General features: G+C 70.2%; 24 protein-coding genes. 20 read left to right on the top strand and 4 right to left on the bottom strand.

The features are described from left to right. Positions 1 to 5: 5 nt before the first annotated feature. The 6 genes from thrC to P8S73_RS02745 all read left to right on the top strand — a co-directional run bounded on the left by thrC (position 6) and on the right by P8S73_RS02745 (position 7,707). Positions 6 to 1,115 (top strand): threonine synthase, encoded by a 1,110-nt coding sequence (gene thrC / locus P8S73_RS02770; protein ID WP_039101955.1) that lies wholly within the window; start codon positions 6 to 8, stop codon positions 1,113 to 1,115. 56 nt (positions 1,116 to 1,171) lie between these two features. Beyond that, positions 1,172 to 2,134: a homoserine kinase gene (gene thrB / locus P8S73_RS02765; RefSeq protein ID WP_082142012.1), complete on the top strand. Its 963-nt coding sequence runs from the start codon at positions 1,172 to 1,174 to the stop codon at positions 2,132 to 2,134. A 294-nt stretch (positions 2,135 to 2,428) separates the two neighbouring features. Then, positions 2,429 to 4,549 carry a transcription termination factor Rho gene (gene rho / locus P8S73_RS02760; RefSeq protein WP_059281182.1) on the top strand — a complete coding sequence of 707 codons (2,121 nt, stop codon included), beginning with the start codon at positions 2,429 to 2,431 and terminating at the stop codon, positions 4,547 to 4,549. A gap of 52 nt (positions 4,550 to 4,601) precedes the next feature. Continuing rightward, positions 4,602 to 5,711, top strand: coding sequence for a peptide chain release factor 1 (prfA, locus tag P8S73_RS02755; protein ID WP_019309363.1), 1,110 nt, complete (start codon positions 4,602 to 4,604; stop codon positions 5,709 to 5,711). A 5-nt stretch (positions 5,712 to 5,716) separates the two neighbouring features. Continuing rightward, positions 5,717 to 6,607 carry a peptide chain release factor N(5)-glutamine methyltransferase gene (gene prmC / locus P8S73_RS02750; RefSeq protein ID WP_082698336.1) on the top strand — a complete coding sequence of 297 codons (891 nt, stop codon included), beginning with the start codon at positions 5,717 to 5,719 and terminating at the stop codon, positions 6,605 to 6,607. Beyond that, positions 6,604 to 7,707 (top strand): L-threonylcarbamoyladenylate synthase, encoded by a 1,104-nt coding sequence (locus tag P8S73_RS02745; RefSeq protein WP_047978488.1) that lies wholly within the window; start codon positions 6,604 to 6,606, stop codon positions 7,705 to 7,707. The genes prmC and P8S73_RS02745 overlap by 4 nt, the downstream gene beginning before the upstream one ends. 132 nt (positions 7,708 to 7,839) lie before the next feature. Here the strand turns inward: P8S73_RS02745 and P8S73_RS02740 are convergent, their stop codons facing one another. Then, positions 7,840 to 8,808, bottom strand: a complete 969-nt coding sequence (locus tag P8S73_RS02740) for an NAD(P)-dependent oxidoreductase (RefSeq protein WP_047978489.1) — start codon at positions 8,806 to 8,808, stop codon at positions 7,840 to 7,842. A gap of 225 nt (positions 8,809 to 9,033) precedes the next feature. Between P8S73_RS02740 and P8S73_RS02735 the strand changes: the two genes are divergently transcribed. The 14 genes from P8S73_RS02735 to murA all read left to right on the top strand — a co-directional run bounded on the left by P8S73_RS02735 (position 9,034) and on the right by murA (position 23,624). After that, positions 9,034 to 9,966 carry a glycosyl transferase gene (locus tag P8S73_RS02735; protein ID WP_019309359.1) on the top strand — a complete coding sequence of 311 codons (933 nt, stop codon included), beginning with the start codon at positions 9,034 to 9,036 and terminating at the stop codon, positions 9,964 to 9,966. Further along, positions 9,953 to 10,813, top strand: a complete 861-nt coding sequence (locus P8S73_RS02730) for a glycosyltransferase (protein WP_239355903.1) — start codon at positions 9,953 to 9,955, stop codon at positions 10,811 to 10,813. The genes P8S73_RS02735 and P8S73_RS02730 overlap by 14 nt, the downstream gene beginning before the upstream one ends. Before the next feature lie 30 nt (positions 10,814 to 10,843). Then, positions 10,844 to 12,895, top strand: coding sequence for a nucleoside-diphosphate sugar epimerase/dehydratase (locus tag P8S73_RS02725; protein ID WP_019309357.1), 2,052 nt, complete (start codon positions 10,844 to 10,846; stop codon positions 12,893 to 12,895). After that, complete coding sequence (locus tag P8S73_RS02720) at positions 12,892 to 14,010, top strand: glycosyltransferase family 4 protein (protein ID WP_102613436.1); 1,119 nt, start codon at positions 12,892 to 12,894, stop codon at positions 14,008 to 14,010. The genes P8S73_RS02725 and P8S73_RS02720 overlap by 4 nt, the downstream gene beginning before the upstream one ends. Next, positions 14,007 to 14,636, top strand: coding sequence for a hypothetical protein (locus P8S73_RS02715; RefSeq protein ID WP_141564910.1), 630 nt, complete (start codon positions 14,007 to 14,009; stop codon positions 14,634 to 14,636). The genes P8S73_RS02720 and P8S73_RS02715 overlap by 4 nt, the downstream gene beginning before the upstream one ends. A 407-nt stretch (positions 14,637 to 15,043) precedes the next feature. Next, positions 15,044 to 15,835, top strand: a complete 792-nt coding sequence (atpB, locus tag P8S73_RS02710) for a F0F1 ATP synthase subunit A (protein WP_019309353.1) — start codon at positions 15,044 to 15,046, stop codon at positions 15,833 to 15,835. 114 nt (positions 15,836 to 15,949) lie between these two features. Then, complete coding sequence (gene atpE, locus P8S73_RS02705) at positions 15,950 to 16,153, top strand: ATP synthase F0 subunit C (protein ID WP_019309352.1); 204 nt, start codon at positions 15,950 to 15,952, stop codon at positions 16,151 to 16,153. 48 nt (positions 16,154 to 16,201) lie between these two features. Beyond that, on the top strand, positions 16,202 to 16,753 hold the full coding sequence (locus P8S73_RS02700; protein ID WP_019309351.1) for a F0F1 ATP synthase subunit B: 552 nt from the start codon (positions 16,202 to 16,204) through the stop codon (positions 16,751 to 16,753). Beyond that, a complete protein-coding gene (locus tag P8S73_RS02695; protein WP_047978492.1) occupies positions 16,753 to 17,565 on the top strand; it encodes a F0F1 ATP synthase subunit delta in 813 nt (270 codons plus the stop codon). The genes P8S73_RS02700 and P8S73_RS02695 overlap by 1 nt, the downstream gene beginning before the upstream one ends. Positions 17,566 to 17,736: 171 nt before the next feature. Next, positions 17,737 to 19,362, top strand: a complete 1,626-nt coding sequence (gene atpA / locus P8S73_RS02690; protein WP_019309349.1) for a F0F1 ATP synthase subunit alpha — start codon at positions 17,737 to 17,739, stop codon at positions 19,360 to 19,362. Between the two features lie 58 nt (positions 19,363 to 19,420). Continuing rightward, entirely contained in the window at positions 19,421 to 20,332 is a 912-nt protein-coding gene (locus P8S73_RS02685; RefSeq protein ID WP_059281178.1) for a F0F1 ATP synthase subunit gamma, read from the top strand. A gap of 42 nt (positions 20,333 to 20,374) precedes the next feature. Next, complete coding sequence (atpD, locus tag P8S73_RS02680) at positions 20,375 to 21,841, top strand: F0F1 ATP synthase subunit beta (protein ID WP_019309347.1); 1,467 nt, start codon at positions 20,375 to 20,377, stop codon at positions 21,839 to 21,841. 3 nt (positions 21,842 to 21,844) lie between these two features. Beyond that, positions 21,845 to 22,123: a F0F1 ATP synthase subunit epsilon gene (locus P8S73_RS02675; protein ID WP_019309346.1), complete on the top strand. Its 279-nt coding sequence runs from the start codon at positions 21,845 to 21,847 to the stop codon at positions 22,121 to 22,123. Between the two features lie 217 nt (positions 22,124 to 22,340). Beyond that, complete coding sequence (gene murA, locus P8S73_RS02670; RefSeq protein WP_059281197.1) at positions 22,341 to 23,624, top strand: UDP-N-acetylglucosamine 1-carboxyvinyltransferase; 1,284 nt, start codon at positions 22,341 to 22,343, stop codon at positions 23,622 to 23,624. Between the two features lie 293 nt (positions 23,625 to 23,917). On the opposite strand, the gene P8S73_RS02665 is transcribed toward murA, so the two are convergent. The 3 genes from P8S73_RS02665 to P8S73_RS02655 form a co-directional block, all read right to left on the bottom strand. Then, entirely contained in the window at positions 23,918 to 24,121 is a 204-nt protein-coding gene (locus tag P8S73_RS02665; protein WP_012398055.1) for a cold-shock protein, read from the bottom strand. Between the two features lie 299 nt (positions 24,122 to 24,420). Further along, positions 24,421 to 25,116, bottom strand: coding sequence for an endonuclease NucS (gene nucS, locus P8S73_RS02660; RefSeq protein ID WP_019309344.1), 696 nt, complete (start codon positions 25,114 to 25,116; stop codon positions 24,421 to 24,423). A 157-nt stretch (positions 25,117 to 25,273) separates the two neighbouring features. Beyond that, positions 25,274 to 26,458 carry an AI-2E family transporter gene (locus P8S73_RS02655; protein WP_223246093.1) on the bottom strand — a complete coding sequence of 395 codons (1,185 nt, stop codon included), beginning with the start codon at positions 26,456 to 26,458 and terminating at the stop codon, positions 25,274 to 25,276. Between the last annotated feature and the right edge of the window lie 43 nt (positions 26,459 to 26,501).

Below are 26,501 nucleotides of genomic sequence, written 5' to 3'. Positions count from 1 at the left end.
ACGGCATGGCACACGTCTGGCGGGGCGTCATCAACGAGTACAGGGACCGGCTGCCGGTGACGGAGCAGACCGAGGTCGTGACCATGGGGGAGGGCGGCACCCCGCTGATCCGTGCGCGGGCGCTGTCCGAGCTCACGGGCTCCACCGTGTGGCTCAAGTTCGAGGGCATGAACCCCACGGGCTCCTTCAAGGACCGCGGCATGACCATGGCCATCACCAAGGCCAAGGAGGCCGGGGCGCAGGCCGTGGTGTGCGCGTCCACCGGCAACACGTCCGCGTCCGCGGCCGCCTACGCCAAGCAGGCCGGGATGCGCAGCGCGGTGCTGGTGCCCGAGGGCAAGATCTCCATGGGCAAGATGTCCCAGGCCGTGGCCCACGGAGCGGACATCATCCAGGTGGACGGCAACTTCGACAACTGCCTGGAGGTCGCCCGCAAGCTCTCCGAGTCCTACCCGGTGTTCCTGGTGAACTCCGTGAACCCGTACCGCATCGAGGGCCAGAAGACCGCGGCGTTCGAGGTGGTGGACACCCTGGGCGACGCCCCGGACATCCACGTGCTGCCCGTGGGCAACGCCGGGAACATCACCGCGTACTGGAAGGGCTACCGCGAGTACGCGCAGGACACCCCGGCCACGTCCGGTGAGGTGCTGCCCGCCGTGGCCACGCGCACCCCGGCCATGTGGGGCTTCCAGGCGGAGGGCGCAGCGCCCCTCGTGCTGGGCCACCCCGTGACGGAGCCGGAGACCATCGCCACGGCCATCCGGATCGGCAACCCGGCCTCGTGGGACACGGCGGTCGCGGCCCGGGACGAGTCCGGCGGACTCATCGACGCCGTCACGGACGAGCAGATCCTGGAGGCGCACCGCTGGCTGTCCTCGCGCGAGGGCGTGTTCGTGGAGCCGGGCTCCGCCGCGAGCGTCGCGGGACTGCTCAAGAAGGCGCGCGCGGGGGAGGTGCCCTCCGGTGCGACGATCGTCGCGACCGTCACGGGCCACGGGCTCAAGGACCCGCAGTGGGCCGTCAAGGGTGCCGAGGCGGAGGATCCGCAGGCGGCGGAGCCCACGCGGGTTCCCTTCGACGTGGTGTCCGTCGCGGCGGCCCTCGGTCTCGCGTGAGCGCCCGGGAATCGGCGCGCCCGGCGGCCCACGGGGCAGGGCGCGTGGACGGCGGCGTGGCACCGGTGGGCGCCACCGTGCGCGTCACGGTGCCGGCGTCCACGGGCAACGTGGGTCCCGGCTTCGACTCCCTGGGCCTCGCACTGGAGCACCGTGACACCGTTAGCCTCACCCGCATCCGCGAGGGCCTGGAGTTCGAGCTGCACGGCGAGGGTTCCCAGGACGTCCCGCGCACGGGCGAGCACCTGGTGCTGCGTGCCGCGCAGGCCGCGTTCGACGCCGCCGGGGCCGGCGTCCTGCCCCCGGTGCGGCTCACGGCCCACAACGTGATCCCGCACGGGCGCGGGATGGGATCGTCCGCCTCCGCGGTGGTGGCGGGTGTGCTCGCGGGCAACGCCCTGCTGCCGGCATCCGCGCGGCTCTCCGACGACGCCCTGCTGCAGGTGTGCTCGCGGCTCGAGGGACACCCGGACAACGTGGCCCCCACCCTCCTGGGCGGTCTGACGATCTCCTGGGAGACGGAAGGGCATTTCCACAGTGTTCCGATGGCCGTGCACCCGGACGTGGTGCCGGTGGTGGCTGTTCCGGACTTCGAGGTGGCCACTGCGGTGGCACGCGGGCTGCTTCCCGAGACCGTGGCCCACCGCAGCGCGGCGGTCACCGCGGGCCGGGCCGCGCTGCTCGTGGCGGCCCTCGGGCAGCACCCCGAGCTGCTGCTGGACGCCACGCACGACCTGCTCCACCAGCCCTACCGCGCGCAGGCCATGGCGCCCAGCTGGGAGCTCGTGACCGGGCTGCGCGAGCGCGGTCACGCCGCTCTGATCTCCGGTGCGGGCCCCACGGTGCTGACGCTCGCGAACGGTGGGCAGCGGGCGCGAGCGGCGCAGGAGGCGATCGGGGAGATCACCGCGGACCCGGCGTCGTCGACCCGCCGCCACGGGGGCGAGCCCGTGTCGTGGCGGGTGCTTGCCCTGCGGGTGCCCGGCGAGGGTGCTAAAGTGGAGGCATCCACGCAATAGGCCCCGGGTGAGCGTCCGCCTGTCGGATGACGCAGCCCCGCAGTTGAGCCCCGTGCGCAGTGACCCACCGCAGGTGTTCGAAGGCGTCGCCTCTCTGCGATCCTCTCCCGTGAAGCCCCGCCACCTCTGTGATGTGGCAGTTCGCTCGAGCGGGGGATTCGGGGGACTTCATTGCTGATCACGCGTGCTCACCGCGCGTGCCTCTCGTGGCCCGCCGCGCGCGGCCCACACCCACAACGCCGGGCTGCCGGCGATCTGAATGCCGCAGCCCCCACCGAGTCAGAAGGAACCTTCGTGACAGAATCCACCGCCCCCGAACAGGGAACGGAATCCTCCACCGCGCAGAGCACCGGACTGTCCGGTCTCAAGCTCGCCCAGCTGCAGGCGCTCGCCGCGCAGCTCGGCATCACGGGCGCGCGCCGCATGCGCAAGTCCCTCCTCGTGGAGGCCATCGAGGCCCACCAGCGCGGCGGCGCCGTCGCCGAGCGCGACAAGGCCGTCGAGGAGAAGATCCAGCAGACCGCCCGCAAGGCCTCCCAGCGCCACACCGGCTCCGACGACGCCGCTGAGCCCGCCGAGGGCTCGCAGCAGAAGTCCACCGAGTCCGCCGAGGACGAGTCCGGGGACCAGGGCGGCAAGCGCCAGTCCGGTTCGCGGCGCTCCCGCCGCGCCACGGCCTCCGGGGACCGCCACGGCGCCCGCTCCGGCCAGGACAAGAACGATGCGGAGCAGTCGGCCGAGCAGAGCTCCGCCCAGGACGGCTCCGAGCAGCAGTCCGACGAGTCCAAGGACGGCCGCGGCAACCGCAACCAGCGCGGCCGCGGCAACCGCAACGAGAAGTCCTCGCCGCAGGACCGCGACGCCTCCTCGCAGGACGAGAAGTCCCGCGAGGGCAAGCAGGACCAGAAGTCCGGCCAGGACAACCGCTCCGAGGGCGGCCGTCAGCGCCAGCAGGGCGATGCCAAGGACAACGGCCAGGACCAGGGGAACCGCCGCGGCGGCAAGGACAACGGGTCCAAGGACAACGGGTCCGGGGACGGCGGCAACGGCCAGGACGGCCAGAACCGCAACGACCGCAACCGCAACCGCAACGACCGCGGCAACAACGGCGGGGACGGCGAGGGCGGCTCGCGCCGCAACCGGCGCAACCGCAACCGCAACGACCGCAATGACCGCGGCGAGCGCGGGGACCGCAACGACCGCAACGAGCGTCGCAACCGCCGCAACCGGAACAACGGCCCGGACGTGGACGACGTGGAGATCACCGAGGACGACGTCCTGCTGCCCGTGGCGGGCATCCTGGACGTGCTGGACAACTACGCCTTCGTGCGCACCTCCGGCTACCTCCCGGGTCCCTCGGACGTCTACGTGAGCCTCTCGCAGGTCAAGAAGAACAACCTGCGCAAGGGCGACGCCGTGGTGGGCGCCATCCGTGCCCCGCGCGAGGGGGAGCAGCACAACAGCTCCCGCCAGAAGTTCTCCGCGCTCGTGCAGCTGACCTCGGTCAACGGTCGCACGCCCGAGGAGAACAAGGAGCGGGTGGAGTTCAACAAGCTCGTCCCGCTCTACCCGCAGGAGCGGCTGCGCCTGGAGACCGACCCCAAGAAGATCGGTCCCCGCGTGGTGGACCTCGTGGCACCGATCGGCAAGGGCCAGCGCGGCCTGATCGTCTCCCCGCCCAAGGCGGGCAAGACCCTCATGCTGCAGTCGATCGCCAACGCGATCACCACCAACAACCCCGAGGTGCACCTCATGATGGTGCTCGTGGACGAGCGCCCCGAGGAGGTCACCGACATGCAGCGCACGGTGAAGGGCGAGGTCATCGCCTCGACCTTCGACCGTCCCGCGGACGACCACACCACGGTCGCGGAGCTCGCGATCGAGCGCGCCAAGCGCCTCGTGGAGATGGGCATGGACGTGGTGGTCCTGCTGGACTCCATGACGCGTCTGGGCCGTGCGTACAACCTGTCGGCCCCCGCCTCCGGGCGCATCCTGTCCGGTGGTGTCGACTCCGCGGCGCTGTACCCGCCCAAGAAGTTCTTCGGCGCCGCCCGCAACATCGAGAATGGCGGCTCGCTCACCATCCTGGCCACCGCGCTCGTGGAGACCGGGTCCAAGATGGACGAGGTCATCTTCGAGGAGTTCAAGGGCACGGGCAACATGGAGCTGCGGCTCTCCCGCCAGCTCGCGGACCGTCGCATCTTCCCGGCCGTGGACGTCAACTCCTCCGGCACCCGCCGCGAGGAGAACCTGCTGTCCTCCGAGGAGATCAAGATCATGTGGCGCCTGCGCCGCGTGCTCTCCGGTCTGGAGCAGCAGCAGGCGCTCGAGCTGCTCACCAGCAAGCTGCGGGACACCCAGTCCAACGCCGAGTTCCTGATGCAGGTCCAGAAGACCACGCTGGCCGGCCACTAGGAACCGCACCCGCGGTCCGCTCGTTCCACCCGTCGATCAAGGAGTGCCCCACATGTCCGACCCCGTTCAGCCGCTGCTGGATGAGCACGCTCAGCTGCAGCGCGAACTGGCGGATCCCGCCGTGCACGCGGACGCGGGCCGGGCCCGGAAGCTCGGGCGGCGCTACTCCGAGCTCAACGGGATCGTGGAGGCACACCGTCGGGTGGAACGGCTGTCCGAGGACCTCGAGGCCGCGCGCGAGCTCGGGAGCATGGATCCCGAGCTCGCGGCGGAGGTCAAGCCCCTCGAGGACGAGCTCGTGGAGGCCCGTGAGGCGCTGCGCCGCAAGCTCGTCCCGCGCGACCCGGACGACGGCCGCAACGTGATCCTCGAGGTCAAGGCGGGGGAGGGCGGGGACGAGTCCGCGCTCTTCGCCGGGGACCTGCTGCGCATGTACGTGCGCTTCGCGGAGCAGTCCGGTCTCAAGACCGAGATCCTCTCCTCGACCCCCACCGAGCTGGGCGGCTACAAGGACGTCCAGCTCGCCGTCAAGGGCAGCTCCTCGGACCCGTCCGAGGGGGCATGGGCCCGCTTCAAGTACGAGGGCGGGGTCCACCGTGTGCAGCGAGTTCCCGTGACCGAGTCCCAGGGTCGGGTGCACACGTCCGCCGCGGGTGTCCTCGTGTTCCCCGAGGTGGACGAGCCGGACGAGATCGACATCAGCCAGAACGACCTCAAGATCGACGTCTACCGCTCCTCCGGTCCCGGCGGTCAGTCCGTGAACACCACGGACTCGGCCGTGCGCATCACCCACGTCCCCACGGGGATCGTGGTCTCCATGCAGAACGAGAAGTCCCAGCTGCAGAACCGCGAGGCGGCCATGCGCGTGCTGCGCGCCCGGCTGCTCGCGCACCAGCAGGAGCAGATCGACGCGGAGAACGCCGCGGCCCGCAAGTCCCAGGTCCGCACCGTGGACCGCTCGGAGCGGATCCGCACCTACAACTTCCCGGAGAACCGGATCGCGGACCACCGCACCGGCTACAAGGCCTACAACCTGGACCACGTCCTGGACGGCGCGCTGGAACCGGTGATCGCCTCGGCGGTCGAGCTCGACGAGAGGGCCCGCCTGGAGCAGCTGGGCCAGGACTCAGCGGAGCAGGGGTCCGCGGGCCGGAAGAGCTGAGCCCGGTGAGCAGCACTCTGGCGCAGGCCATCGCGTGGGGTCGAGCGGAGCTCGCCGCCGCGGGTGTCGCGTCCCCGGACGCCGACGCCGCTCTGCTCGCCGCCCACGCGCTGGGGCTATCGCGCGGTGAGACCGAGGCCCGCGCCATCTTGGGGGCCCCCGAGCCCACGGGCTACCGCGACCTCGTCCGGCGCAGGGCCGCCCGGGAACCGCTGCAGCACATCACGGGCACCGCGCCCTTCCGCGATCTGGAGCTCGCCGTGGGCCCCGGGGTCTTCGTGCCCCGTCCCGAGACGGAGCTGCTCGTGCAGCTCGCGCTCGACGACGCGCGGCTCTGGCGCGAGGCGGGCGAGACCCGCCCTGCCGTGATTGACCTGGGCACCGGCACCGGGGCGATCGCCCTGGCCGTGGCGAGCGAGGACCCCGCGTGCCGGGTCACCGCCGTGGAGCGGGAACCCGGTGCCCTGGAGTGGGCCCGCCGCAACCTGTCCGGTTCGCGCGTGCGACTGCTGGAGTGCGACTACCGGGACGTCACCCCGGACACTGCCGGGCGCTTCTGCGTGGTCGTGAGCAACCCGCCCTACGTTCCGGACGGCGAGATTCCCCGGGACCCGGAGGTGCGCGACTACGACCCGCCCACCGCGCTCTACGGTGGTGACCGGGCGGGGATGCGCCACCCGATCGCCGTGATGGAGACGGCTCTGCGGGTGCTGCGACCCGGGGGATCCCTCATCATGGAGCACGCGGAGTCCCAGGTGGAGCCCGTGGCGCTGGCTCTGACCGAGCGCGGGTTCCAGGACGTCCGCGTCCACCACGACCTGACCGACCGGCCCCGGGCCACCACGGCCCGCGTGCCGGACGCACACCCGGACGATGAGCTGAGGAGCTGCTCGTGAGCGAGATCTTGCCCTGCGGGACCGAGGAGGAGCGGGAGACCGCTGTGGCGCGGGCCGCGGAGGTGGTGGCCGACGGCGAGTGCGTCGTGCTTCCCACGGACACGGTGTACGGCATCGGCTGCGACGCCTTCTCCGCACCGGGCGTGCAGGGCCTGCTGGGCGCCAAGGGCCGCACCCGCGAGATGCCGCCGCCGGTGCTGATCGCCCGCCCCGAGGTCATGGAGGCACTCGCGGACCAGGTCAGCGAGGACGCCCGCGCCCTCGCCGAGGCCTTCTGGCCCGGGGCCCTGACGCTGGTGTGCTGGGCCCAGCCGTCCCTCGGCTGGGACCTCGGCGAGACGCACGGCACGGTGGCGCTGCGCGTGCCGGACGACGCCGCCGCGCGGGCCGTGCTCGAGCGGGTGGGTCCCATGGCGGTCTCCTCGGCGAACCGCACAGGGATGCCCGCCGCCCGCACGGCGCAGGCGGCCCAGGACATGCTCCAGGACCGGGTGCCGCTCTACCTCGACGACGGTCCCCGGCCGGTCGAGGAGCCCGCGGAGGACGCACGGGACACCGCCTCCACCATCGTCGACTGCACGGGGGAGACGCCGGTGGTGCTGCGCCACGGCGCCATCCCCCTGCAGCGGCTGCGCGAGGTCGTCCCCGCGGTCCACGGCGGCGGGCTCGACGACGCCGCGGCCCAGACCACCTCGCAGCGTCCCTCCGCGTCGGCCGGGGACGGCCGTGCCCACGAGGACGGCGCAACGGGCGGTGCTGGCACGGCAGCGGCGGCGTCGTCCGCGCGGGACTGTGAAGAACGTGCCAAGCAGAACGGCGTGGAGCCCACTGGCGCGGTGGCCGCCGGCCTGGCGGGCAGCGCCGTGCGGACCGGCCGGCCCGCTCCCGTGAACGGAGACGCCGAGGAGGGTGACGAGACGTCCGACGAGGAGCTCATCACCGCCATGGTGTGGGACGGCCCGTCACAGGATGCACGCCCGGTGGACCAGGTGCGGGACCGCAACCACCGGCACGAGCCCCGCTGGGGTGGCACGAGTGCGCTGAGCATGGCGGACGCCGAACGGCTCGTGGCCGACGGCACCCAGGACCCGCAGGCCTGACCCTGCCCCGGCACCCCCGCAAGCGCGCGGCGCAGGCGCAGTTCGCCCGGAGGCCGTCCCTGGCGCCGACGGTTTCGGCGCGGCGGTGCGGGCCGGGCGGCGTCGTCGCGGGGGAGTGCGCGGGAGCGCGTCTCAGCGGCCGAGGGCCAGGTGGGCCTGGCGCAGCACTTCCTGCACGTGCGGCTCCGGCAGCACACCGTTCTCGTGCGCCCAGCCCGGAACCTGCTGCTGGCCGAACCACGTGACCTCGAGCCGCCGGATGGCGCCGGCGTAGCGGTGCCCCGATGCCTGCGAGAGGAAACGCGCGGAAGCGATCGCGGCGCGGCACAGCCAGGGCGGGATGGACAGCGGCTCCCGGCGTCCGGCGTCGCGCAGGACGGAGCCGGTGGTGGCGCCCTCCCAGGGCTGCAGGATCACGGGCGGCAGGGCCCGGGGGAATTCGCCCACGGCCACGGTGAACTGCGCGAGCGCGGTCACCGAGGTGACGGGCGTGGGTGCGGAGCCGTCCCCCGCCACCGAGCTCAGCGGCGAGGAGGCGAAGCGCGCGAGCCTGCGCGTGGTCCGCCGCTCGCTGCCCATCACGGACGTGGCGCGGATCACGGTGAGCTGGGGTGCGCCCTTCTCGGAGCGCCACTCGGAGTGCAGCCGGTACAGCGCGGATTCTCCGAGCGCCTTGGAGAACGAGTACGGGGAGAACGGCGCGGTGCGGATGGACTCGTCCAGCACGGGGGCGTCCGCCTGCACGGACGCGGAACTCATGTGGATGACCCGCCGGACACCGGTGCGGTGCGCCGCGAGCGCCACCAGCACCGGCAGCAGGGCGTTGGCACCCGTCAGGGACTGCTGGTGGGTCTGGTCCGGTGCGGCCAGGCCGGCCGCGTTGACCACGGTGTCTGCGCCGGCGAAGGAGTCGGCCAGGTAGTCGATCACGGACTCGAGCCGCTGGGCGTGCTCCACGAGGTGGTGGACGGTGGTGGCCGGGGAGGCCAGGCGGGGTGAGGCCACGGGCGTGACCGGGATGCTCCGGGCCTGCAGGGCCGTGGTGATCGCGGAGCCGATGAAACCCGTCGCCCCGAGAACGCGCCAGCTGTGAACCGTCACTGTGTGTCTCCTCCCATGGTGGTTCGACCATCGTACGGTAGCGCCCGGCCGGGCAGGGTGGATGCCGTGACCGAGCCGCGGGCGTCCAGCGGACACCGAGGCGTCGTCCGGGTGGGCGTTGATAGACTCCGGGAGTTCATCCGCGCCCGGGTGCCGCTGCCGCGACGCTCTCCGGCACGGGGTGAGCGAACACCGCCAGAATCACGAGTCGTCTCGGGGGCGTCAATGACGGAGAACAGTGCCAGGGCCACCGACCACGAGGGCGCGCGCGTGGGTGTGGCGTGCGTCACGCAGGACCGGCCCGGCGACGTCGACACCCTGATCGACGCGCTGCGCGTCCAGACCGAGCCCGTGGCGAGCCTGTGCCTCGTGGACGCGGGGCGCGCCGCTCTGGACGAGGACCGGCTGCGCCAGCGGATCGGGGGAGCGTTCGCGTTGCACTACCGCCGCTCGGAGGCGAACCTGGGTGGCGCGGGCGGCTTCGCGCTCGCGATCCTCACGGCGCTCGCGGCCGGCTCGGAGCAGGTCTGGCTTATGGACGACGACGCCCACCCCGAGGACCCCGAGTGCCTCGCCGTGCTGCGCACCGCCGCGCGGGAGCGCGACCTCGCGGTGGTCTCACCCCTGATCGTGGCACCGCAGGATCACTCGCTGCTCTCCTTCCCGTACCGGCTGGAGGGCGGCATCACGCACCGGCGGGCGGACCTCGAACCCCTGGGCTTCCTCGACTCCTACGCCAACTTCTTCAACGGCGCCCTGGTGGACGAGTCCGTGTTCTTCCGCGTGGGGCTGCCGGACCTCAAGCTGTTCCTGCGCGGGGACGAGGTGGACTTCCTGGTGCGGCTTCGCCGCAGCGGTCTGCCGTTCGGCACCGTGACCACCACGGCGGTCTCCCACCCCCCGGGGTGGGACGAGGAGCACGTGGTGGTTCCCGGCAAGCTGCAGGTGCTGATCCCGCCGGGGGAGTTCAAGCAGCGCCACTTCTTCCGCAACCGCGGGTACGTCTCGTGGCACTACAAGCGCGTGGTGCAGCTGGGGGCGGACGCGATCGGCTACCCGGCCCACTACATCAAGACCAGGGATCTCAAGGGCCTGCGCACGTGGGCGCGGCTCTACACCGACGGCATGCGCGGGCGGGGTTTCGGTGGCCCTCGCTGAGCCGCTGGACGCTGCGGGGATCCCCGTCCCGTTCTCGGTCCTGCTCCCCGTCTACCACGGGGACACGCCCGAGCGGCTGCGGCGCGCGGTGGAGTCCAACACCGTGGACCAGACCCGGCCGCCGGCCGAGGTGGTCCTCGTCCAGGACGGCCCCGTGTCGCCCCCGCTGGAGACCGAGCTGCGCCGTCTCGAGGCGGACTCGCAGATTCCGGTCCGTGTGCTGCGGCTCGCCCAGAACGGCGGTCTGGCTCGCGCCCTGCACACCGCCCTGCCGCGGTGCGCGCACGACGTCGTGGCGCGGGCGGACGCGGACGACGTCGCCTACCCCCGGCGCTTCGAGCAGCAGCTTCCCCTGATCGAGGACGGCGCGGACGTCGTGGGCGCGTCCATGCACGAGATCGGGGACGACGAGCAGAACCCCGTGGCACTGCGCGCGGCACCCGTGGGCGCGGAACGCATCGCGGCCGTGAGCCGTCGCCGCAACCCGCTGTCCCACCCCACGGTGGTGCTGCGCCGCAGCGCCGTGGAGGCCGTGGGAGGCTACGAGGACGTGCCCATGGCGGAGGACTACTGGCTGTGGGCGCGCATGCTCCACGCGGGGGCGGACGTGCGCAACGTGGGTGAGCCGCTGGTCGGGTACCGCGTCTCCTCCGGGTCCTACGAACGCCGCGGCGGGTACCGGGTCCTGAAGGCGGAGCTCGCGCTGCAGGCCAGGTTGCGGGCCCTGGGGCACGTGGGGTTCCTACAATGGGCCGTGAACGTCATGGTGCGCGGCGGCTACCGGTTCGTGCCCCTGCGGGTGCGCGAGACGGCCTACCGGCTCATGGTGGGCCACCGCAACGGCTGACCCGCGCGCACCCGAAAGGACAACGGCCCCATGGTCAACCCCCTCAGTCCCACCCCCCGAGCCGAGAAACCGGTCGCATGGCTGTGGATCCAGATGATCCTGGACTCGGCCGCGTGGATCCTGGCGCTGTGGGTGGCCGTGCTGCTGCGCTTCGAGCTCAACGTGGAGCTCGTGTCGGTGGGCGGGCTGGTGATCACGTGCGCCGTGGCCGTGGTGCTGCAGCTGCTCGTGGGGTTCTCCTTCGCGCTCTACAAGGGCCGATACTCCTTCGGCAGCTTCGACGAGGCCAAGCTGCTGGTGGTCGTGACCGTGATCGTGACCGCGCTGCTGGAGGGTCTGCTGCTGGTCTTCGGCGTCTCGCTGAGCATTCCGCGCTCCGTGGGGTTCATCGCGTTCCCGTTCGCGTGCCTGCTCATGGCCGCGTTCCGCTACCTCAAGCGCATGTACCAGGAGTCCACGGCCAAGCCCGGTGACCAGGCCCAGAACGTGGTGGTCTTCGGTGCCGGCGCGCTGGGCACGTTCCTGGTGCACCGCATGATGCAGGACCCGGCCTCCGGCTTCCTGCCCGTTGCCCTGCTGGACGACGACCCCGCCAAGAAGCACCTGCGGATCTCCTCCGTGCCCGTTATGGGCACGCTGCACGACGCCGCCTCCGTCCTCGAGCACACGCGCTCGGGTGTGCTGATCGTGGCGGTGGCGGACGTGGACCCCCGCACCATGCGCCGCGTCTCCGACGCCGTGGAGGGAACGGGCACCCGCGTGATGACCGTCCCGCCGCTGAGCGAGATGCTCACGGGCGCGAACCAGGGCGTGGACCTGAGGGACATCTCCATGGAGGACCTCATCGGACGCCGCCCCGTGGACATCCACGTGGACTCGATCGCGGGCTACATCACCGGCAAGCGGGTGCTGGTGACCGGTGCGGGCGGATCCATCGGCTCCGAGCTGTGCCGTCAGCTCGTGGGCTTCGAGCCCGCGGAGCTGATCATGGTGGACCGGGACGAGTCCGGGCTGCAGGCCACGCAGATCTCCATCACCGGGCGCGGGCTGCTGGACGGCAACGACACCGTGCTGTGCGACATCCGTGACGAGGAGTCGGTGAACAGGGTGTTCGAGCAGCGCCGGCCCCAGGTGGTGTTCCACGCGGCGGCGCTGAAGCACGTCTCGCTGCTGGAGCAGTACCCGGACGAGGCGTGGAAGACCAACGTGATGGGTTCGCTGCACGTGCTCAGCGCCGCCGCCGCGGTGGACGTGGACGTGTTCGTGAACATCTCCACGGACAAGGCCGCGAACCCCACCACCGCGCTCGGGCACTCCAAGCGCGTGGCGGAGAAGCTCACCGCGTGGACGGGAGACCGCACGGGCAAGCGCTACGCCTCCGTGCGCTTCGGCAACGTCTTCGGCTCGCGCGGGTCCATGCTCCCGCTGTTCGCCGAGCAGATCCGCCAGGGCGGGCCCATCACGGTCACGCACCCGGACGCGACCCGCTACTTCATGACCATTCCCGAGGCGTGCCAGCTGGTCATCCAGGCCGGCGCGATCGCCCGCGGGGGAGAGGTGCTCATCCTGGACATGGGCCAGCCCGTGCGGATCATGGACATCGCGCAGCGCCTGCGGTCCATGTCCGGGCGCGAGGACATCCGGATCGAGATCACCGGGCTGCGCCACGGGGAGAAGCTGCACGAGGACCTGATCGGCACGGGGGAGACGGACGAACGTCCCTTCCACCCCAAGATCTCGCACGCGAGGGCCGAGCGTCTGGACCCCGCCAACCTGGACCGCCACGTGTGGAAGGTCCGCGGCGGCATGCTGTTCACCGGGTCCATCCCGCAGGTTCCTGCCAGCACCCAGCCCCGCATCACGGACTTCTCCGTGCCGCGCGCAGCCGAGAGCGCGGCGTCGTCGGGTCGCGGCGGCCGGAGCGCCGCCCCCGACCGCGACGGCGCGGCGCCCCGCGACGGCAGTCCCCACCGGGGGAATGCGGTCCCGCGGGACGGCAGCTCTGCGCGAGGCGGCCACGTCGCACCCGTCGAGGGGTCGCGGGCCGCCCGCGACGGGGACGACCGGGGGAGCGGATCGTGAGCGCCGCGATGAGCCCCGCCGCGGTCCTGGCCACACCGCTGCCCGGACTGGTGACCGGTCCCGCAACCCTCAGCGAGGGCGAGGCCCTTGAGCTGCTGCTGACGCTGGCGCCCTGGACCCTGGGCGTGGCGTTCGTGCTGTCCGTCCTGCTCCCGTTCGCCGTGCGGCCCCTGCTCACGCGGTGGGGAGTGATCGACGTCCCCACCGAACGCTCGTCCCACACCCGACCGGTCCTGCGCGGCATGGGCCTCGCCGTGGCGCTCGCCCTGGTGGTCACGTACGCGGGGGCGCTGGTCTTCGGCCTTATCCCCGTGGACCGCTCCATTGCCCTGGTGGTGCTGGCCATGATGGTTGCCAGTGCCGCGCTCGGCTGGGCGGAGGACTACCGGGGAGTGCCGATCACCGTGCGCCTGGGCGTTCAGGCCCTGATCGGAGCGCTGGGCACGGCCGCGCTGATCGTGGCCCTCGGGGTTCCCGCGTGGTGGTGGCCCGTGGGGGTCGTGGCCACCGTGGCGTACATCAACATCGCGAACTTCATGGACGGGATCAACGGCATCTCCGGCATGCACGGCACAGCGGTGGGCCTGCTCTACGCGTGGGCCGGCGGCGTGAACGGCATGCCGTGGATGGTCTGCGCCGGTCTGGCCGTGGCCGGGGCCTTCCTCGGCTTCCTGCCCTGGAACCTGGGGCGCGGCACGGTGTTCCTGGGGGACGTCGGATCGTACGTCCTGGGGGGAGCGGTCGTGGCCACCGCGATCGGCGCGTTCCTCTCCGGCGTGTACGTGGAGTACCTGCTGCCCCCGCTGCTGATCTACCTCGCGGACACCGCGGTGACCCTCGTGCTGAGGATCCGCCGCGGCGAGGTCTGGTACAAGCCGCACCGCCAGCACGCGTACCAGCGGCTCACGGACGCGGGGCTCTCCCACGTCCAGGCGTCCCTGCTGGTCACGGGTGCCACGGTGCTCGTGAGCGTCATCTCCCTCTACGGCCTGCGCGCCAACGGCACGGGCTCCGCCATCGCCGGTGTGGCGGTGGTCGCCGTGGTCGTCGCGTACCTGCTGGCGCCCACGCTGCTCGGACGTCTCCGCACCGCTCGGCGGGGCGTGGACACGTGACCGGGCCCGACCACACCCCCGCTCCCGCAGGTGACAGCTCCTACGGCCACGGAGCGAGAACCTGGTCTGCGGTCGCCCTCGTGGCGGCGGCGCTCGCGATGGCGGCGGCCTTCGTGCTGGAGCTTCCGGACGGCATCCGCTCGGCCGCGTTCGGGGCCGGTCTGGTCACGGCGAGCTCCGCGACCACCGTGCTGGTGGCCGCGCACATGTTCCGCGTCGCGCCCGCGGCCACCGCGCCTGCCCTCGCGGGCCTGTACCTGCTCAAGGTGCTCGTGGCCGGTGGACTGCTCCTGACGCTCGCGCCCCCCGCCTGGCTGGTCCCCGGCGTGTTCCTGGGCGCCGCGCTGGTCGGCCTCGTGCTCGCGCTCGTGCGCTTCGCCCGGCTCACGGGGCGCGTGTCCGGGCAGCAGACGCGCGCGCTCCTGGCCTCACGATCCGCCCGGGGAGCGGACTCCGCAGCCGCGCACGACGACGCCGCTGCCGCACCGTCCCCGCGCGACGCACCCGGTCCCCGGTCCGGTGCGGCCACCACGCTCCTCGGCCGGGAAGCACCCGGCCGCCACCACGACGCGCTCCACGGGTCCGGTCAACCGCCCGTGGGCACCCCTGAAAGGCACACCCCATGAACTCCTCGCCGGGCCCCCAGGACCCCCGGAAACCCCGCTCCGCGCGGGGCGCCTCGCAGCGACACGTCGACTCCGCGCGACAGGACTCCCTCTACACTGCGGGAGAGCTCGTGGAGCGCGGCGGCCTGAGCGGAGGACTCGCCGTGCTGCTGTATGTCGTGGTCGGTGCGGCGTTTTGGAGTTTGATAGGCTGGCTCCTGGATCACCTGCTGGGAACACGGTGGATTGTGATCGCGGGAGCCGTCTTCGGCGCGTCCGCCGGGGTGTACCTTGGCTACCTCCACATGAGGGACGCGCTGAATCGGAGCCACGCCCCGCAGAAGACCACGTCGGAGACAACGAAGTCATCTGATCCGGGCCACCGGCCCGGAGTGTGACCGGTCTGGATACCGCAGAAAGGACCCGTATTGAACCCCGCCCTGAGGATTCCGGCCGAATTCGTGGCCCCTTCCACGGAAGACATGCATCTTCCCCCGTTGTTCGAAGTGGGGTCCCTCGCCTTCGGTAAGCAGTCGCTGCTGATCCTCTTCTCCGTGGTGCTGATCGGTGCGGGCTTCATGTACATGATCCGCCGTCGCGCCATGGTTCCCTCCAAGGGCCAGTACCTGGGCGAGATGGGCTACGGCTTCGTCCGCAACCACCTGGGCCGGGACATCATCGGCGAGAAGGACTTCCGCCCTTTCATCCCGCTGCTGTTCTCCTTCTTCTTCTTCATCCTGGTGAACAACCTGTTCGGGTCCATCCCCCTCGTGCAGCTGCCCACCTTCTCCCACCCGGGCTCGGCATACGTCATGGCCGCCATCGCCTACGTCGTGTGGGTCTTCGTGGGCATCCGCCGGCACGGCTTCGGGCAGTTCATGGTCAAGATGACCATGCCCCCGAACGTCCCGAAGATCCTCTACGTGATCCTCATCCCCCTCGAGTTCCTCTCGAACCTCATCATCCGTCCCGTGACTCACGCGCTGCGTGTGTTCGCCACCATGTTCGCGGGCCACATGGCCATGATGGTGGCCGCGGGCCTCACCGCGTACCTGGCCACCGAGGTGGGCGGCATCGTGGGGATCGGCGGATCGGTCTTCGGCATCGTCCTCGGACTGTTCATCTACTTCCTGGAGCTGCTCATCCAGGTCCTCCAGGCCTACATCTTCACCCTGCTGTTCGCCGTGTACGTACAGGGCGCACTGCAGGAGGGGCACTAGCCCCACGAAGGAGCGCGACCCCCGGGCCGCTCACCCCTGACCATCGCCTGCTTACGATTCCCGTAACGGCACCACGGCCCGCACCCGCGGGCACCCAGAAAGGAAATATCCACAATGGAAGGTTCGCTTAGCGTCATTGGCTACGGTCTCGCTGCCATCGGCGGTGGCATCGGCGTGGGTCTCATCTTCGCTGCCTACATGCAGTCCGTGGCCCGCCAGCCCGAGTCCCAGCGCGTCCTGCAGCCCATGCTCTTCATGGGCTTCGCCGTGGTCGAGGCCCTGGCCATCCTGGGCCTGGTCCTCGCCTTCATCATGTAGGGCAATGCCCATCGGACAAGCCCTAACTAGAGAACAGGAATCGCGCTCATGAACGCAATGGTGATGGCAGCGGAAGAGGCTCAGAACCCTCTCATCCCGGACACCTGGGAAATGCTGATTACCTTCATCGGGTTCGTGATTCTGCTCTTCATCGCGATCAAGTACATCGTCCCGGCGTTCGAGAAGGTCTACAAGGACCGCTCGGAGGCCATCGAGGGTGGACTTGCCAAGGCCAAGGCCGCTCAGGCCGAGGCGAAGGCTGCTCGCGACGAGTACAACCAGCAGCTCGAGAGCGCTCGCCTCGAGGCCCAGAAGATCCGTGAGGAAGCTCGCTCCGAGGGTGAGAAGATCCTCGCGGACTTCAAGGACCGCGCCAACATGGAGTCCGCCCGGATCACCGAGAACGCTCACAAGGCCATCGAGGCCGAGCGTGCGGCGGCCGTGGTCTCCCTGCGCGACGAGGTCGGCACTTTGGCAACACAGCTTGCGTCCAAGATCGTCGGGGAGTCCTTGAACGACGACGACCGCGCCAACCGCGTGGTCGACCGCTTCCTGGCGGACCTGGACGCCGAGCAGAGCCGCACGGGAGCTGCACGGTAATGGCAGAAGCATCGAACGAACCGAATCGTCCGCTCACCGTGGACGTGGACCGCTGGGCACCGTCCGCGAGTCCGGAGATCGCACACCAGCTGTTCGAGATCCTGGACATCGTGGACCAGAACGGCGCTCTGCGCCGGGCCCTGACGGATCCCTCCCGCCCCGCTGAGGACCGTGCTCGTCTCGTGCACTCCCTCCTCGACGGCCGGGCCCACGAGGTGGCGGTGGACATCGCCGCGGAGCTCGCCTCCCAGCGCAGCACCACCGAGCGTCAGCTGGGTGATGCCCTCGAGCGCACCGCAGTGCTCGTGGCGGCAGCCGCCACCGAGAACCGCGGCGGCGGGGACGCCCTCGAGTCGCTCGTGGACGAACTCATCCGGTTCAAGTCCATGCTGGACCGGTCCGCCGAGGTGCAGAGCGCCTTCTCGGACTCCCGGGCGTCCGCGGAGGCCAAGGTCACCCTCGCCCGTCGGCTGAGCACGCCGGGTTCCGAGGAGGCCGCGTTGCTGATCGAACGCGCAGCCAGCGAGCCCCGGGGGGCCCTCCCCGGTCGCCTGCTGGAACAGTTCGCCCAGTGGGTGGCAGACCGTCAGCAGCGGTGGATCGCCCGTGTGGAGTCGGCCCGGCCGTTGCGCCAGGACCAGCTGGACGCCCTGCGCGACCGGCTGAACCGGCTGTACGGACGGGACCTCAAGCTGACCACCGAGACCAACCCGGCTCTGGTGGGTGGCCTGCGCGTGCAGGTCGGTGAGGAGATCATCGACGGTTCGCTCACGCACCGGCTGAACCAGCTGGAGCAGCGGATCGGAGCCTGATCCTCTCGTGGAGCGAGGATCGCGGGGAGCCGGTGCGAGCCGGAGTCCCGTCGCGTTGCCTCCACGGGCCGCACACGCGGTCGCACGGCGATGGGGCAACGCATCGCGACAAGAACAAGCTTGGTCATCGTCGAGTCGATGATCACACGACGTAGAGAGCAGGGACAGCAGATGGCCGATGTGACCATCAATGCCGATGAAGTCCGTAGCGCGCTGAACGATTTCGCGGCGTCCTACGATCCCGGCAACGTGGAACGAGTAGAAGTAGGACGCGTGTCGTCCGCAGCGGACGGCATTGCCCGTGTGGAGGGTCTGCCCTCCGTCATGGCCAACGAGTTGCTCAAGTTCGAGAACGGGGTGCTGGGCCTGGCCCTGAACCTCGACACCCGCGACATCGGCGTCGTGGTGCTGGGCGACTTCCAGGGCATCGAGGAGGGCCAGGAGGTCCACCGCACCGGTGAGGTGCTCTCGGTGCCCGTGGGCGAGGGCTACCTCGGCCGCGTGGTGGACCCGCTGGGCGAGCCCCTCGACGACCTCGGCCCCATTGCCACGGACGGCCGCCGCGAGCTGGAGCTGCAGGCTCCGGGCGTGACTATGCGAAAGTCCGTGCACGAGCCGCTGCAGACCGGCATCAAGGCGATCGACGCCATGATTCCGATCGGGCGTGGCCAGCGTCAGCTGATCATCGGCGACCGTCAGACCGGCAAGACCGCCATCGCGGTGGACGCCATCCTGAACCAGCGCTCCAACTGGGAGTCCGGTGACGTCGACAAGCAGGTGCGCTGCATCTACGTGGCGGTCGGTCAGAAGGCCTCCACCATTGCGGCCGTGCGTCAGACGCTCGAGGACAACGGCGCCCTGGACTACACCACGATCGTGGCCGCCCCGGCCTCCGAGTCGGCCGGTCTGAAGTACCTCGCCCCCTACGCCGGCTCGGCCATCGGCCAGCACTGGATGTACGGCGGCAAGCACGTCCTGATCGTGTTCGACGACCTCTCCAAGCAGGCCGAGGCCTACCGGGCCGTGTCCCTTCTGCTGCGCCGCCCGCCGGGACGCGAGGCGTACCCCGGCGACGTCTTCTACCTGCACTCCCGTCTGCTCGAGCGTTGCGCCAAGCTCTCCGACGAGCTGGGCGCGGGCTCCATGACCGGGCTGCCGATCATCGAGACCAAGGCCAACGACGTCTCGGCGTTCATCCCGACCAACGTCATCTCCATCACCGACGGTCAGATCTTCCTGCAGTCGGACCTCTTCAACGCCAACCAGCGCCCCGCCGTGGACGTGGGCATCTCGGTGTCCCGCGTGGGTGGTGCCGCGCAGGTCAAGGCCATGAAGAAGGTCTCCGGCACGCTGAAGCTGAGCCTGGCCTCGTACCGCTCCATGCAGGCGTTCGCCATGTTCGCCTCCGACCTGGATGCGGCCTCGCGCCAGCAGCTGACCCGCGGTGAGCGTCTGATGGAGCTGCTCAAGCAGCCCCAGTACACGCCGTACCCCGTGGCGGACCAGGTCGTCTCCATCTGGGCGGGCACCACCGGCCAGCTCGACGACGTGGACGTGGCCAACGTGGGCGACTTCGAGCGCGCCCTGCTGGACCAGGTGCGCCGGACCACCAACGTCATGGACTCGATCAACTCCACGGGCAAGCTCGAGGACGACGCGATCGAGGCGCTGAAGACGGCCGTGGCCGAGGTCAAGCGGGACTTCCACGGTTCCAAGCACGGGATCGAGGCCGGTGTCGAGGAGCACGAGTCCCTGGGCTCGAGCTCCGTGAACCAGGAAACGATCGTCAAGAAGTAACCGTTGAGGTGGTGCGCCGTCCGTCGGCGCACCACCGCGGTGCCGAAAGGAAAAGCCCATGGGAGCGCAGATTCGGGTCTACCGACAGAAGATCGCGTCCACCTCGTCCATGAAGAAGATCTTCAAGGCGATGGAGATGATCGCGACCTCGCGCATCAGCAAGTCCCGTCAGAGTCTCGAAGGTGCGTACCCGTACGCCAACGCGCTGACCCGCGCGGCCTCCCAGATCGCCACGCAGCACAACATCTCCCACCCGTTGACCACGGTCCCGGACCAGGTGCGGCGCTCCGCCGTCATGGTCTTCACCTCGGACCGCGGCCTCGCAGGGTCCTACTCCTCCAACGTGCTCAAGCGCACGGAGGAGCTGCTGGAGCTGCTGCGCTCGCAGGGCAAGGAAGCCCACATCTACCTGGTGGGGCGCAAGGCCAAGGCGTACTTCGACTTCCGGCACCGTGACTACGACGATTTCTGGACCGGCAACACGGACAGCGCGAGCACGGAGCGCGCCGAGGAGCTCACGGAGCGCCTCATGCACGACATCAGTGCCGCGTACGAGGAGAACGGCGTGGACGAGGTCCTCCTCGTCTACACGCAGTTCAACTCCATGGTGAGCCAGGAACCCCGTGTCCTGCGGCTGCTGCCCCTGGAGATCTCGGACGCCAACGACCTCGGGGACGACGTCTCGGAGCGGTTCGACGATCTGCGCGAGCACGCCAACCAGTTCGAGTTCGAGCCGAACCCGGAGGAAGTCTTCAACGAGATCCTGCCGAGGTACGTCCGGGCCCGGGTCTACTCCGCGCTGTGCCACGCGGCGTCGAGCGAGCTGGCGTCCCGTCAGCGCGCCATGAAGGCCGCCGGTGACAACGCCACCGAGCTCATCAAGAAGTACACACGCCTGATGAACAACGCCCGTCAGGCGGAGATCACCACCGAGTTGACAGAGATCGTCAGTGGCGCCGAGGCCCTCTAGGCCCGCGCTCTCCCCATTGCCAGCCGAAACGAAGTGAGAGAAATGACTGCCACTATCAACGACCAGGCGGCCCAGCCGGTTTCGCGCGGCGGCGTCGGCCGCATCGCCCGAGTCATCGGACCCGTGGTCGACGTCGAGTTCCCCGAGAACCAGGTTCCGGACCTCTACAACGCCCTGACCGCGGACTACGACTTCAACGGCAAGCCCCGCCGGATCACGTTCGAGACCGCTCAGCACCTGGGCACCAACGTGGTGCGTGCCATCTCCCTGCAGCAGACCGACGGTCTGGTGCGCGGCACGCCCGTGCAGGACACCGGCTCGCCCATCTCCGTGCCCGTGGGCGACGTGGTCAAGGGCCACATCTTCAACGTCCTGGGTGACGCCCTGGACATGCCCACCGACGAGCTGGACATCCAGGAGCGCTGGCCCATCCACCGCAAGGCGCCGTCCTTCGCGGAGCTCGAGGGCAGCACCGAGATGATGGAGACGGGCATCAAGTCCATCGACCTCCTGACCCCCTACATCAAGGGCGGCAAGATCGGTCTGTTCGGCGGCGCCGGCGTGGGCAAGACCGTGCTCATCCAGGAGATGATCACCCGTGTGGCCCGCAACTTCGGTGGCACCTCGGTGTTCGCCGGTGTGGGCGAGCGCACCCGTGAGGGCAACGACCTGTGGGTCGAGATGGAGGAGGCGGGTGTTCTCAAGGACACCGCTCTCGTGTTCGGCCAGATGGACGAGCCGCCCGGAACGCGTCTGCGCGTGGCACTGACCGGTCTGACCATGGCGGAGTACTTCCGCGACGTGCAGAACCAGGACGTGCTGCTGTTCATCGACAACATCTTCCGCTTCACGCAGGCCGGTTCGGAGGTCTCGACCCTGCTGGGTCGCATCCCCTCCGCCGTGGGCTACCAGCCGACCCTCGCGGACGAGATGGGCGTGCTGCAGGAGCGCATCACCTCCACCCGGGGCCACTCCATCACGTCCATGCAGGCGATCTACGTGCCCGCCGACGACTACACGGACCCGGCTCCCGCGACCACGTTCGCCCACCTGGACGCGACCACCGAGCTCTCCCGTGACATCGCGTCCCGTGGTCTGTACCCGGCGATCGACCCGCTGTCCTCGACCTCCCGCATCCTGGATCCGCAGTACGTGGGCCAGACCCACTACGACGTGGCCACCCGCGTGAAGTCGATCCTGCAGGAGAACAAGGAGCTGCAGGACATTATCGCGATTCTCGGTGTGGAGGAGCTCTCCGAGGAGCAGAAGGTCGTGGTGTCCCGCGCACGCCGCATCGAGCAGTTCCTGTCCCAGAACACCTACACCGCGAAGCAGTTCACCGGTGTGGAGGGCTCCACGGTTCCCCTCGCGGAGACCATCGAGGCCTTCGGCAAGATCTGCGACGGCGAGCTGGACAACGTTCCGGAGCAGGCCTTCTACAACGTGGGCGGCCTGGACGACGTCATGCGTCAGTGGGACGAGATCAAGGCCGAGACGGGCGAGAAGTAAGCCATGGCTGAACTCATCGTGGAAATCGTCGCCCTAGATCGCAAGATCTGGGCAGGTGCCGCGCGGCTCGTCCGCGTGCGCACCACCGAGGGTGACATCGGCGTCATGCCGGGCCACCAGTCCATGGCGGGGTTGCTCAAGCCGGGGGAGTTCGCCATCGACCGGGTGGAGGGTGACCGGCTGACCGGCCGCATCGACTCCGGTCTGGTGTCCGTGGACCAGAACCGGGTCACCATCGTGGCTGACACGGTCTCCCTGGACTCGGAGAAGCAGTCCGCCTGATTCATCAGCGCACCGGTCAGCGTCGACCCTCGTGCCCCGTGCGGGGTACGGGGGTCGACGTCGTTCGGGCACCGCCTGCGCACAGGTTCCGCGGCCCGTGCCGTCGTGGTTCCTTGCCGTGCAGGCCCCAGCCCCGCTCGCGGGGGTGGGGAGCTTGACCCACCGTTGCCGCACAACGAGTGCACCGCGAGTGAGGGTCGTGGACGAGGAGGAAAACGTGGAAGAAACCATCGAGGTTCACGGGCCCACCGTGGTCAACGGCGAGCTGCCGGTCCTCGGGGCAAAGAACAGCGTGCTCAAGCTCATGGCGGCGGCGCTGCTGGCCCCGGGGCGTTCCACCATCACCAACGTTCCCGAGATCCAGGACGTCACGGTGATGGCGGAGCTGCTGCGCCGTCTGGGCTGCGAGGTCGACTACTCGCCCGCCGAGCACGAGGTGGTCATCGAGGTCCCGGAGGAGCTGGGCCACCAGGCGGACTACGACCTCGTGCGGGCCATGCGCGCCTCCATCTCGGTGCTGGGTCCGCTGATGGCGAGGTGCCGCCGTGCAGAGGTCGCGCTGCCCGGGGGCGATGCCATCGGAACCCGGGGTCTCGACATGCACCGCGCGGGTCTGGAGGCGATGGGCGCGGAGCTCGGCATCGAGCGTGGTTTCCTGCGCGCGTCCGCCCCGGAAGGACTTGCCGGAGCTTCTTTCCGGCTCGGGTACCCCTCGGTGGGCGCCACGGAGAATCTCATGACGGCCGCGACCACCGCCCGGGGTACCACGGTGCTGGAGAACGTGGCGCGGGAACCCGAGATCGTGGACATCGGTCGCATGCTGCAGGCCATGGGTGCACAGATCGAGGGACTGGGCACCACCACACTGACGATCACGGGTGTGCCACGGCTGAGCCCGGTCACGCACCGCACCGTGCCTGACCGGATCGTGGCCGGCACGTGGGCCTTCGCCGCGGCCGTGACGGGCGGACGCGTGCAGATCAGGGGAGCGGAGCCGTCCCACCTGGGGGTGGTCCTCGACAAGCTGCGTGCCGCGGGGTGCGACGTGGACGTTGCGGAGGGCCGGTTCACGGTCCAGGGCCCCAGCCGGCCGCGTGCCATCAACGTCTCCACCCTCCCGTACCCCGGCTTCCCCACAGACCTCCAACCGTTCGTGGTGGCGCTGAACGCCGTGGCGGAGGGGTCGGGAATCATCACGGAGAACGTCTTCGAGGCCCGCTGGGGCTTCACCGCCGAGCTCGAGCGGCTCGGCGCGCGGGTGCACCTGGACGGGCACCATGCGCGGGTGGACGGCGTGGCGGCCTCGCAGCTCTCCGGGGCACCCGTGGAGGCCATGGACATCCGCGCGGGAGCTGCTCTCGTGATCGCCGGCATGGCGGCGGGGGGAGTCACCGAGGTGTCGGGCATCGAGCACATCGACCGCGGCTACGAGCACTTCGTGGAGCATCTGGCCCGCGCCGGAGCGGACGTGCAGCGGCGCATCCACCCTTCTCGGGGCTGAGTGGTGTCGACCGCGCTCCCACGGGGTGACGCTGCACGGGCACGACGCCGCTCGGGTCACGGTGATTCCTGACGGCCCCGTGCACCCGCCCAGCGAGCTCACCCCCTTGTGCGCTCAGCTCGTTGGGAACCCAGGACGTCCTCTGCGGGGGACCCGAGCGCGGCGCCCGTCGCGGGCTGGCTGAGGGTGGCTCCACAGGCACGGCGGGGTTGGCACCGAACGACCTCGCCGTGACATGAGAAAATCCCCGGTGCCGTGTGGCACCGGGGATTTTCCGTGTTCGAGGGGGACTGTCAGATGACGGTCACGCCGGTGGCCTGGGGGCCCTTCTGGCCCTGACCGATCTCGAACTCGACGCGCTGGTTCTCTTCGAGGGTGCGGAAGCCGCCCGACTGGATTTCGCTGTAGTGCACGAAGACGTCGCCATCAGCGTCGTCCGGCGTGATGAAGCCGAAGCCCTTTTCTGCGTTGAACCACTTAACGGTGCCCTGAGCCATAATGGGGCATCTCCTTCTGGAGTAATAGTGCGTGCACATGGATGTGCACCTGAACTGGTACCGCGAGAAGGCTGTGGATGCGGCTCACGTAAGTGTTGTGCCACAGCGCCAGTCAGAACTTCACGCTCGCTACCATTCCTGCGAGCATGTCAAACATGATGCGAGAACGCTACAAGCATCACACACTGTTGCGCGGTGGTCAACAGTCATCAGACGGCTTAGCACGTGTGGCCGCGCCGACCCGCCCGGCCGTTCGGTCGACGTCGCGCAACAGGGCCCCGGCCCCCAGTGCCGTCGGGTCAGAAGAGCCGGGACTGGGTGTCCACGTTGCCGCGCATCTCGTCGTAGTCGAGACTCAGGCACTCGATGCCGCGGTCGAGCGCGAGAGTGCGCGCCTGGGGCTTGATCTGCTGCGCCGCGAAGACCCCGCGCACGGGGCGCAGCAGCGGATCTCTGTTGAGGAGTTCCAGGTAGCGGGTGAGCTGCTCGACGCCGTCGATGTCGCCCCGACGCTTGAGCTCCACGGCCACGGTGGCCCCGTTCGCGTCCCGGGCGAGGATGTCCACCGGCCCGATGGCGGTGGGGTACTCGCGCCGGACCAGCGAGACGCCCTCGCCGAGGAGTGTGATCTGCTCGGCCAGCAGCCGTTGCAGGTCTGCTTCCACGCCGTCCTTGACCAGGCCCGGATCCGCCCCGAGGTCGTGGTGCAGCTGGCTGTGCACCGTCATGACGTGGATGACCAGCCGGTCGTCGGACTTGCCCGCCTGGACCTCCCACACCTCGCTCACGCCCTCCGCCGCGAGGTCCTCGGAGGGCTCCCGGACGCGGAGGGTGGCCGGCGGGCTCATCCAGTTCAGCGGCTTGTAGGAACCGCCGTCCGAGTGGATGAGAACGGAGCCGTCGGCCTTGAGCATGATGAGCCGCCGGGCCAGGGGCAGATGGGCATTGAGCCGCCCCTCGTAGCGGACGGAGCAGTCGGCAATCACTAGGCGCACCCGGACAGCTTAACGGTCAGCGCACTCGTGGCGGACCCACCGGTCGCGCGGACCGTGCGTGGCCGTGGGTGGCGCTGGGCCCCGCCCCCTGGGGGCGGGGGCGGGGCGGCCACGCAGGATGCACGGAGGCGGCGCGGCGTCGTCGTGGGGGAAGGCTTCAGCGGGCGTCCTGGCGCGGCACGAAGACCTCGCGCACCAGGAGCAGACCGGCGGCGGCCGTGGGGATGGCGATGAGCGCGCCCAGCACGCCCCACAGGGCGCCGCCGGCGGCCACGGCCACGATGGCCACTGCGCCGGGCACCGCGACCGCGCGGGACATGATCCGCGGTGAGACCAGGTAGGCCTCCACCTGCAGGTAGCCGAAGTAGCACAGGGCGTAGGGCACCACCGTGTTCCAGCCGCCGAGCGTGGCCACCAGGCTCACGACCACCCCGGCGATCACCCCGCCGACCAGCGGGATGAAGGCGAGCAGGCCCACGAGCAGGACCAGGAGGGACGCGTAGGGGACCCCCGTGATGGTCATCAGGACGAACGCCACGGTGGCGTTGATGAGCGCCACACAGGCCTGACCCATCACGTAGTTGCCCACGCCGTTGACCATCCGGTCCCCGAGGTGGGTGACCCGGGCGCGCTTGCTGGCGGGCGCCAGACGGTAGCACCACGCCTTGATCGTGGGCCACGAGAAGAGGAAGTACAGCGTGAGGGCCATGACGATCAGGGTCCCCGTGATGCCGTTGAGCACCACCCCTCCCGCGCTCACCACGGACCCGAACATCCCGCCCAGGAAGTTCCCGTCCGAGGCCAGGCGCTCCTGCAGGCCAGCGGCACCGTTCTGCACGGAGGCCTCGATGTCGAACCGCTCGTTCAGGGCGTGGTAGAGGTCCGAGTGCGTGAAGCTGTCCACGAACTCGGGCACGCGCGCCGCCAGCTGCTGGGCCTGGTCCACCATCCGCGGCACCGCCAGCAGGATGAAGGCGGTCACCACGAGCGCCAGCGCGATGATGGCGGCGCTTGCCGCCAGGGAGCGGGGCATTCCCTTGGACTCCAGCCAGCGCACGAGCGGGTCCATGCCGAGACTGATGAACGCCGCCGTGACGATCCAGCCCACCAGTCCGCCCACGTTGGTCAGCACGTAGTACCCCAGCAGGGCGAACCCGACCCCCACCGTGAGCAGGAAGCCGTTCTGCACGGGATGGAAGCGGTCCGCCACGGGGCGGTCCCACGGCGCGCGCCGTTCCCGTTCCTCCGCGGGAACGGGTGCGGGTTCGGGCGGCACCTCGAACCTGTGGCGCGAGGGGCGCAAGCGGCTGGGCGGCTCGTGGGGACCGGAGGATGTGCTCACGCGGGAAGCGTACAACGCGTGCTGGGTGGGCTCGCTCCGTGCC

The organism is Kocuria sp. ChxB, from assembly GCF_044359605.1.
Classification (GTDB): domain Bacteria; phylum Actinomycetota; class Actinomycetes; order Actinomycetales; family Micrococcaceae; genus Kocuria; species Kocuria rhizophila.
The sequence above is the reverse complement of the archived record's forward strand: the minus strand, read 5'-3'. Positions and strand labels throughout refer to the sequence as shown.

Bases quoted from the DNA above. Each gene is read 5' to 3' on its own strand.
- thrC (WP_039101955.1), top strand. From the start codon at position 6: ATGGCACACGTCTGGCGGGGCGTCATCAACGAGTACAGGGACCGGCTG.
- prfA (WP_019309363.1), top strand. From the start codon at position 4,602: ATGTCCGACCCCGTTCAGCCGCTGCTGGATGAGCACGCTCAGCTGCAG.
- P8S73_RS02735 (WP_019309359.1), top strand. From the start codon at position 9,034: ATGACGGAGAACAGTGCCAGGGCCACCGACCACGAGGGCGCGCGCGTG.
- P8S73_RS02725 (WP_019309357.1), top strand. From the start codon at position 10,844: ATGGTCAACCCCCTCAGTCCCACCCCCCGAGCCGAGAAACCGGTCGCA.
- atpE (WP_019309352.1), top strand. From the start codon at position 15,950: ATGGAAGGTTCGCTTAGCGTCATTGGCTACGGTCTCGCTGCCATCGGC.
- P8S73_RS02700 (WP_019309351.1), top strand. From the start codon at position 16,202: ATGAACGCAATGGTGATGGCAGCGGAAGAGGCTCAGAACCCTCTCATC.
- P8S73_RS02695 (WP_047978492.1), top strand. From the start codon at position 16,753: ATGGCAGAAGCATCGAACGAACCGAATCGTCCGCTCACCGTGGACGTG.
- atpA (WP_019309349.1), top strand. From the start codon at position 17,737: ATGGCCGATGTGACCATCAATGCCGATGAAGTCCGTAGCGCGCTGAAC.
- P8S73_RS02685 (WP_059281178.1), top strand. From the start codon at position 19,421: ATGGGAGCGCAGATTCGGGTCTACCGACAGAAGATCGCGTCCACCTCG.
- atpD (WP_019309347.1), top strand. From the start codon at position 20,375: ATGACTGCCACTATCAACGACCAGGCGGCCCAGCCGGTTTCGCGCGGC.
- P8S73_RS02675 (WP_019309346.1), top strand. From the start codon at position 21,845: ATGGCTGAACTCATCGTGGAAATCGTCGCCCTAGATCGCAAGATCTGG.
- P8S73_RS02665 (WP_012398055.1), bottom strand. From the start codon at position 24,121: ATGGCTCAGGGCACCGTTAAGTGGTTCAACGCAGAAAAGGGCTTCGGC.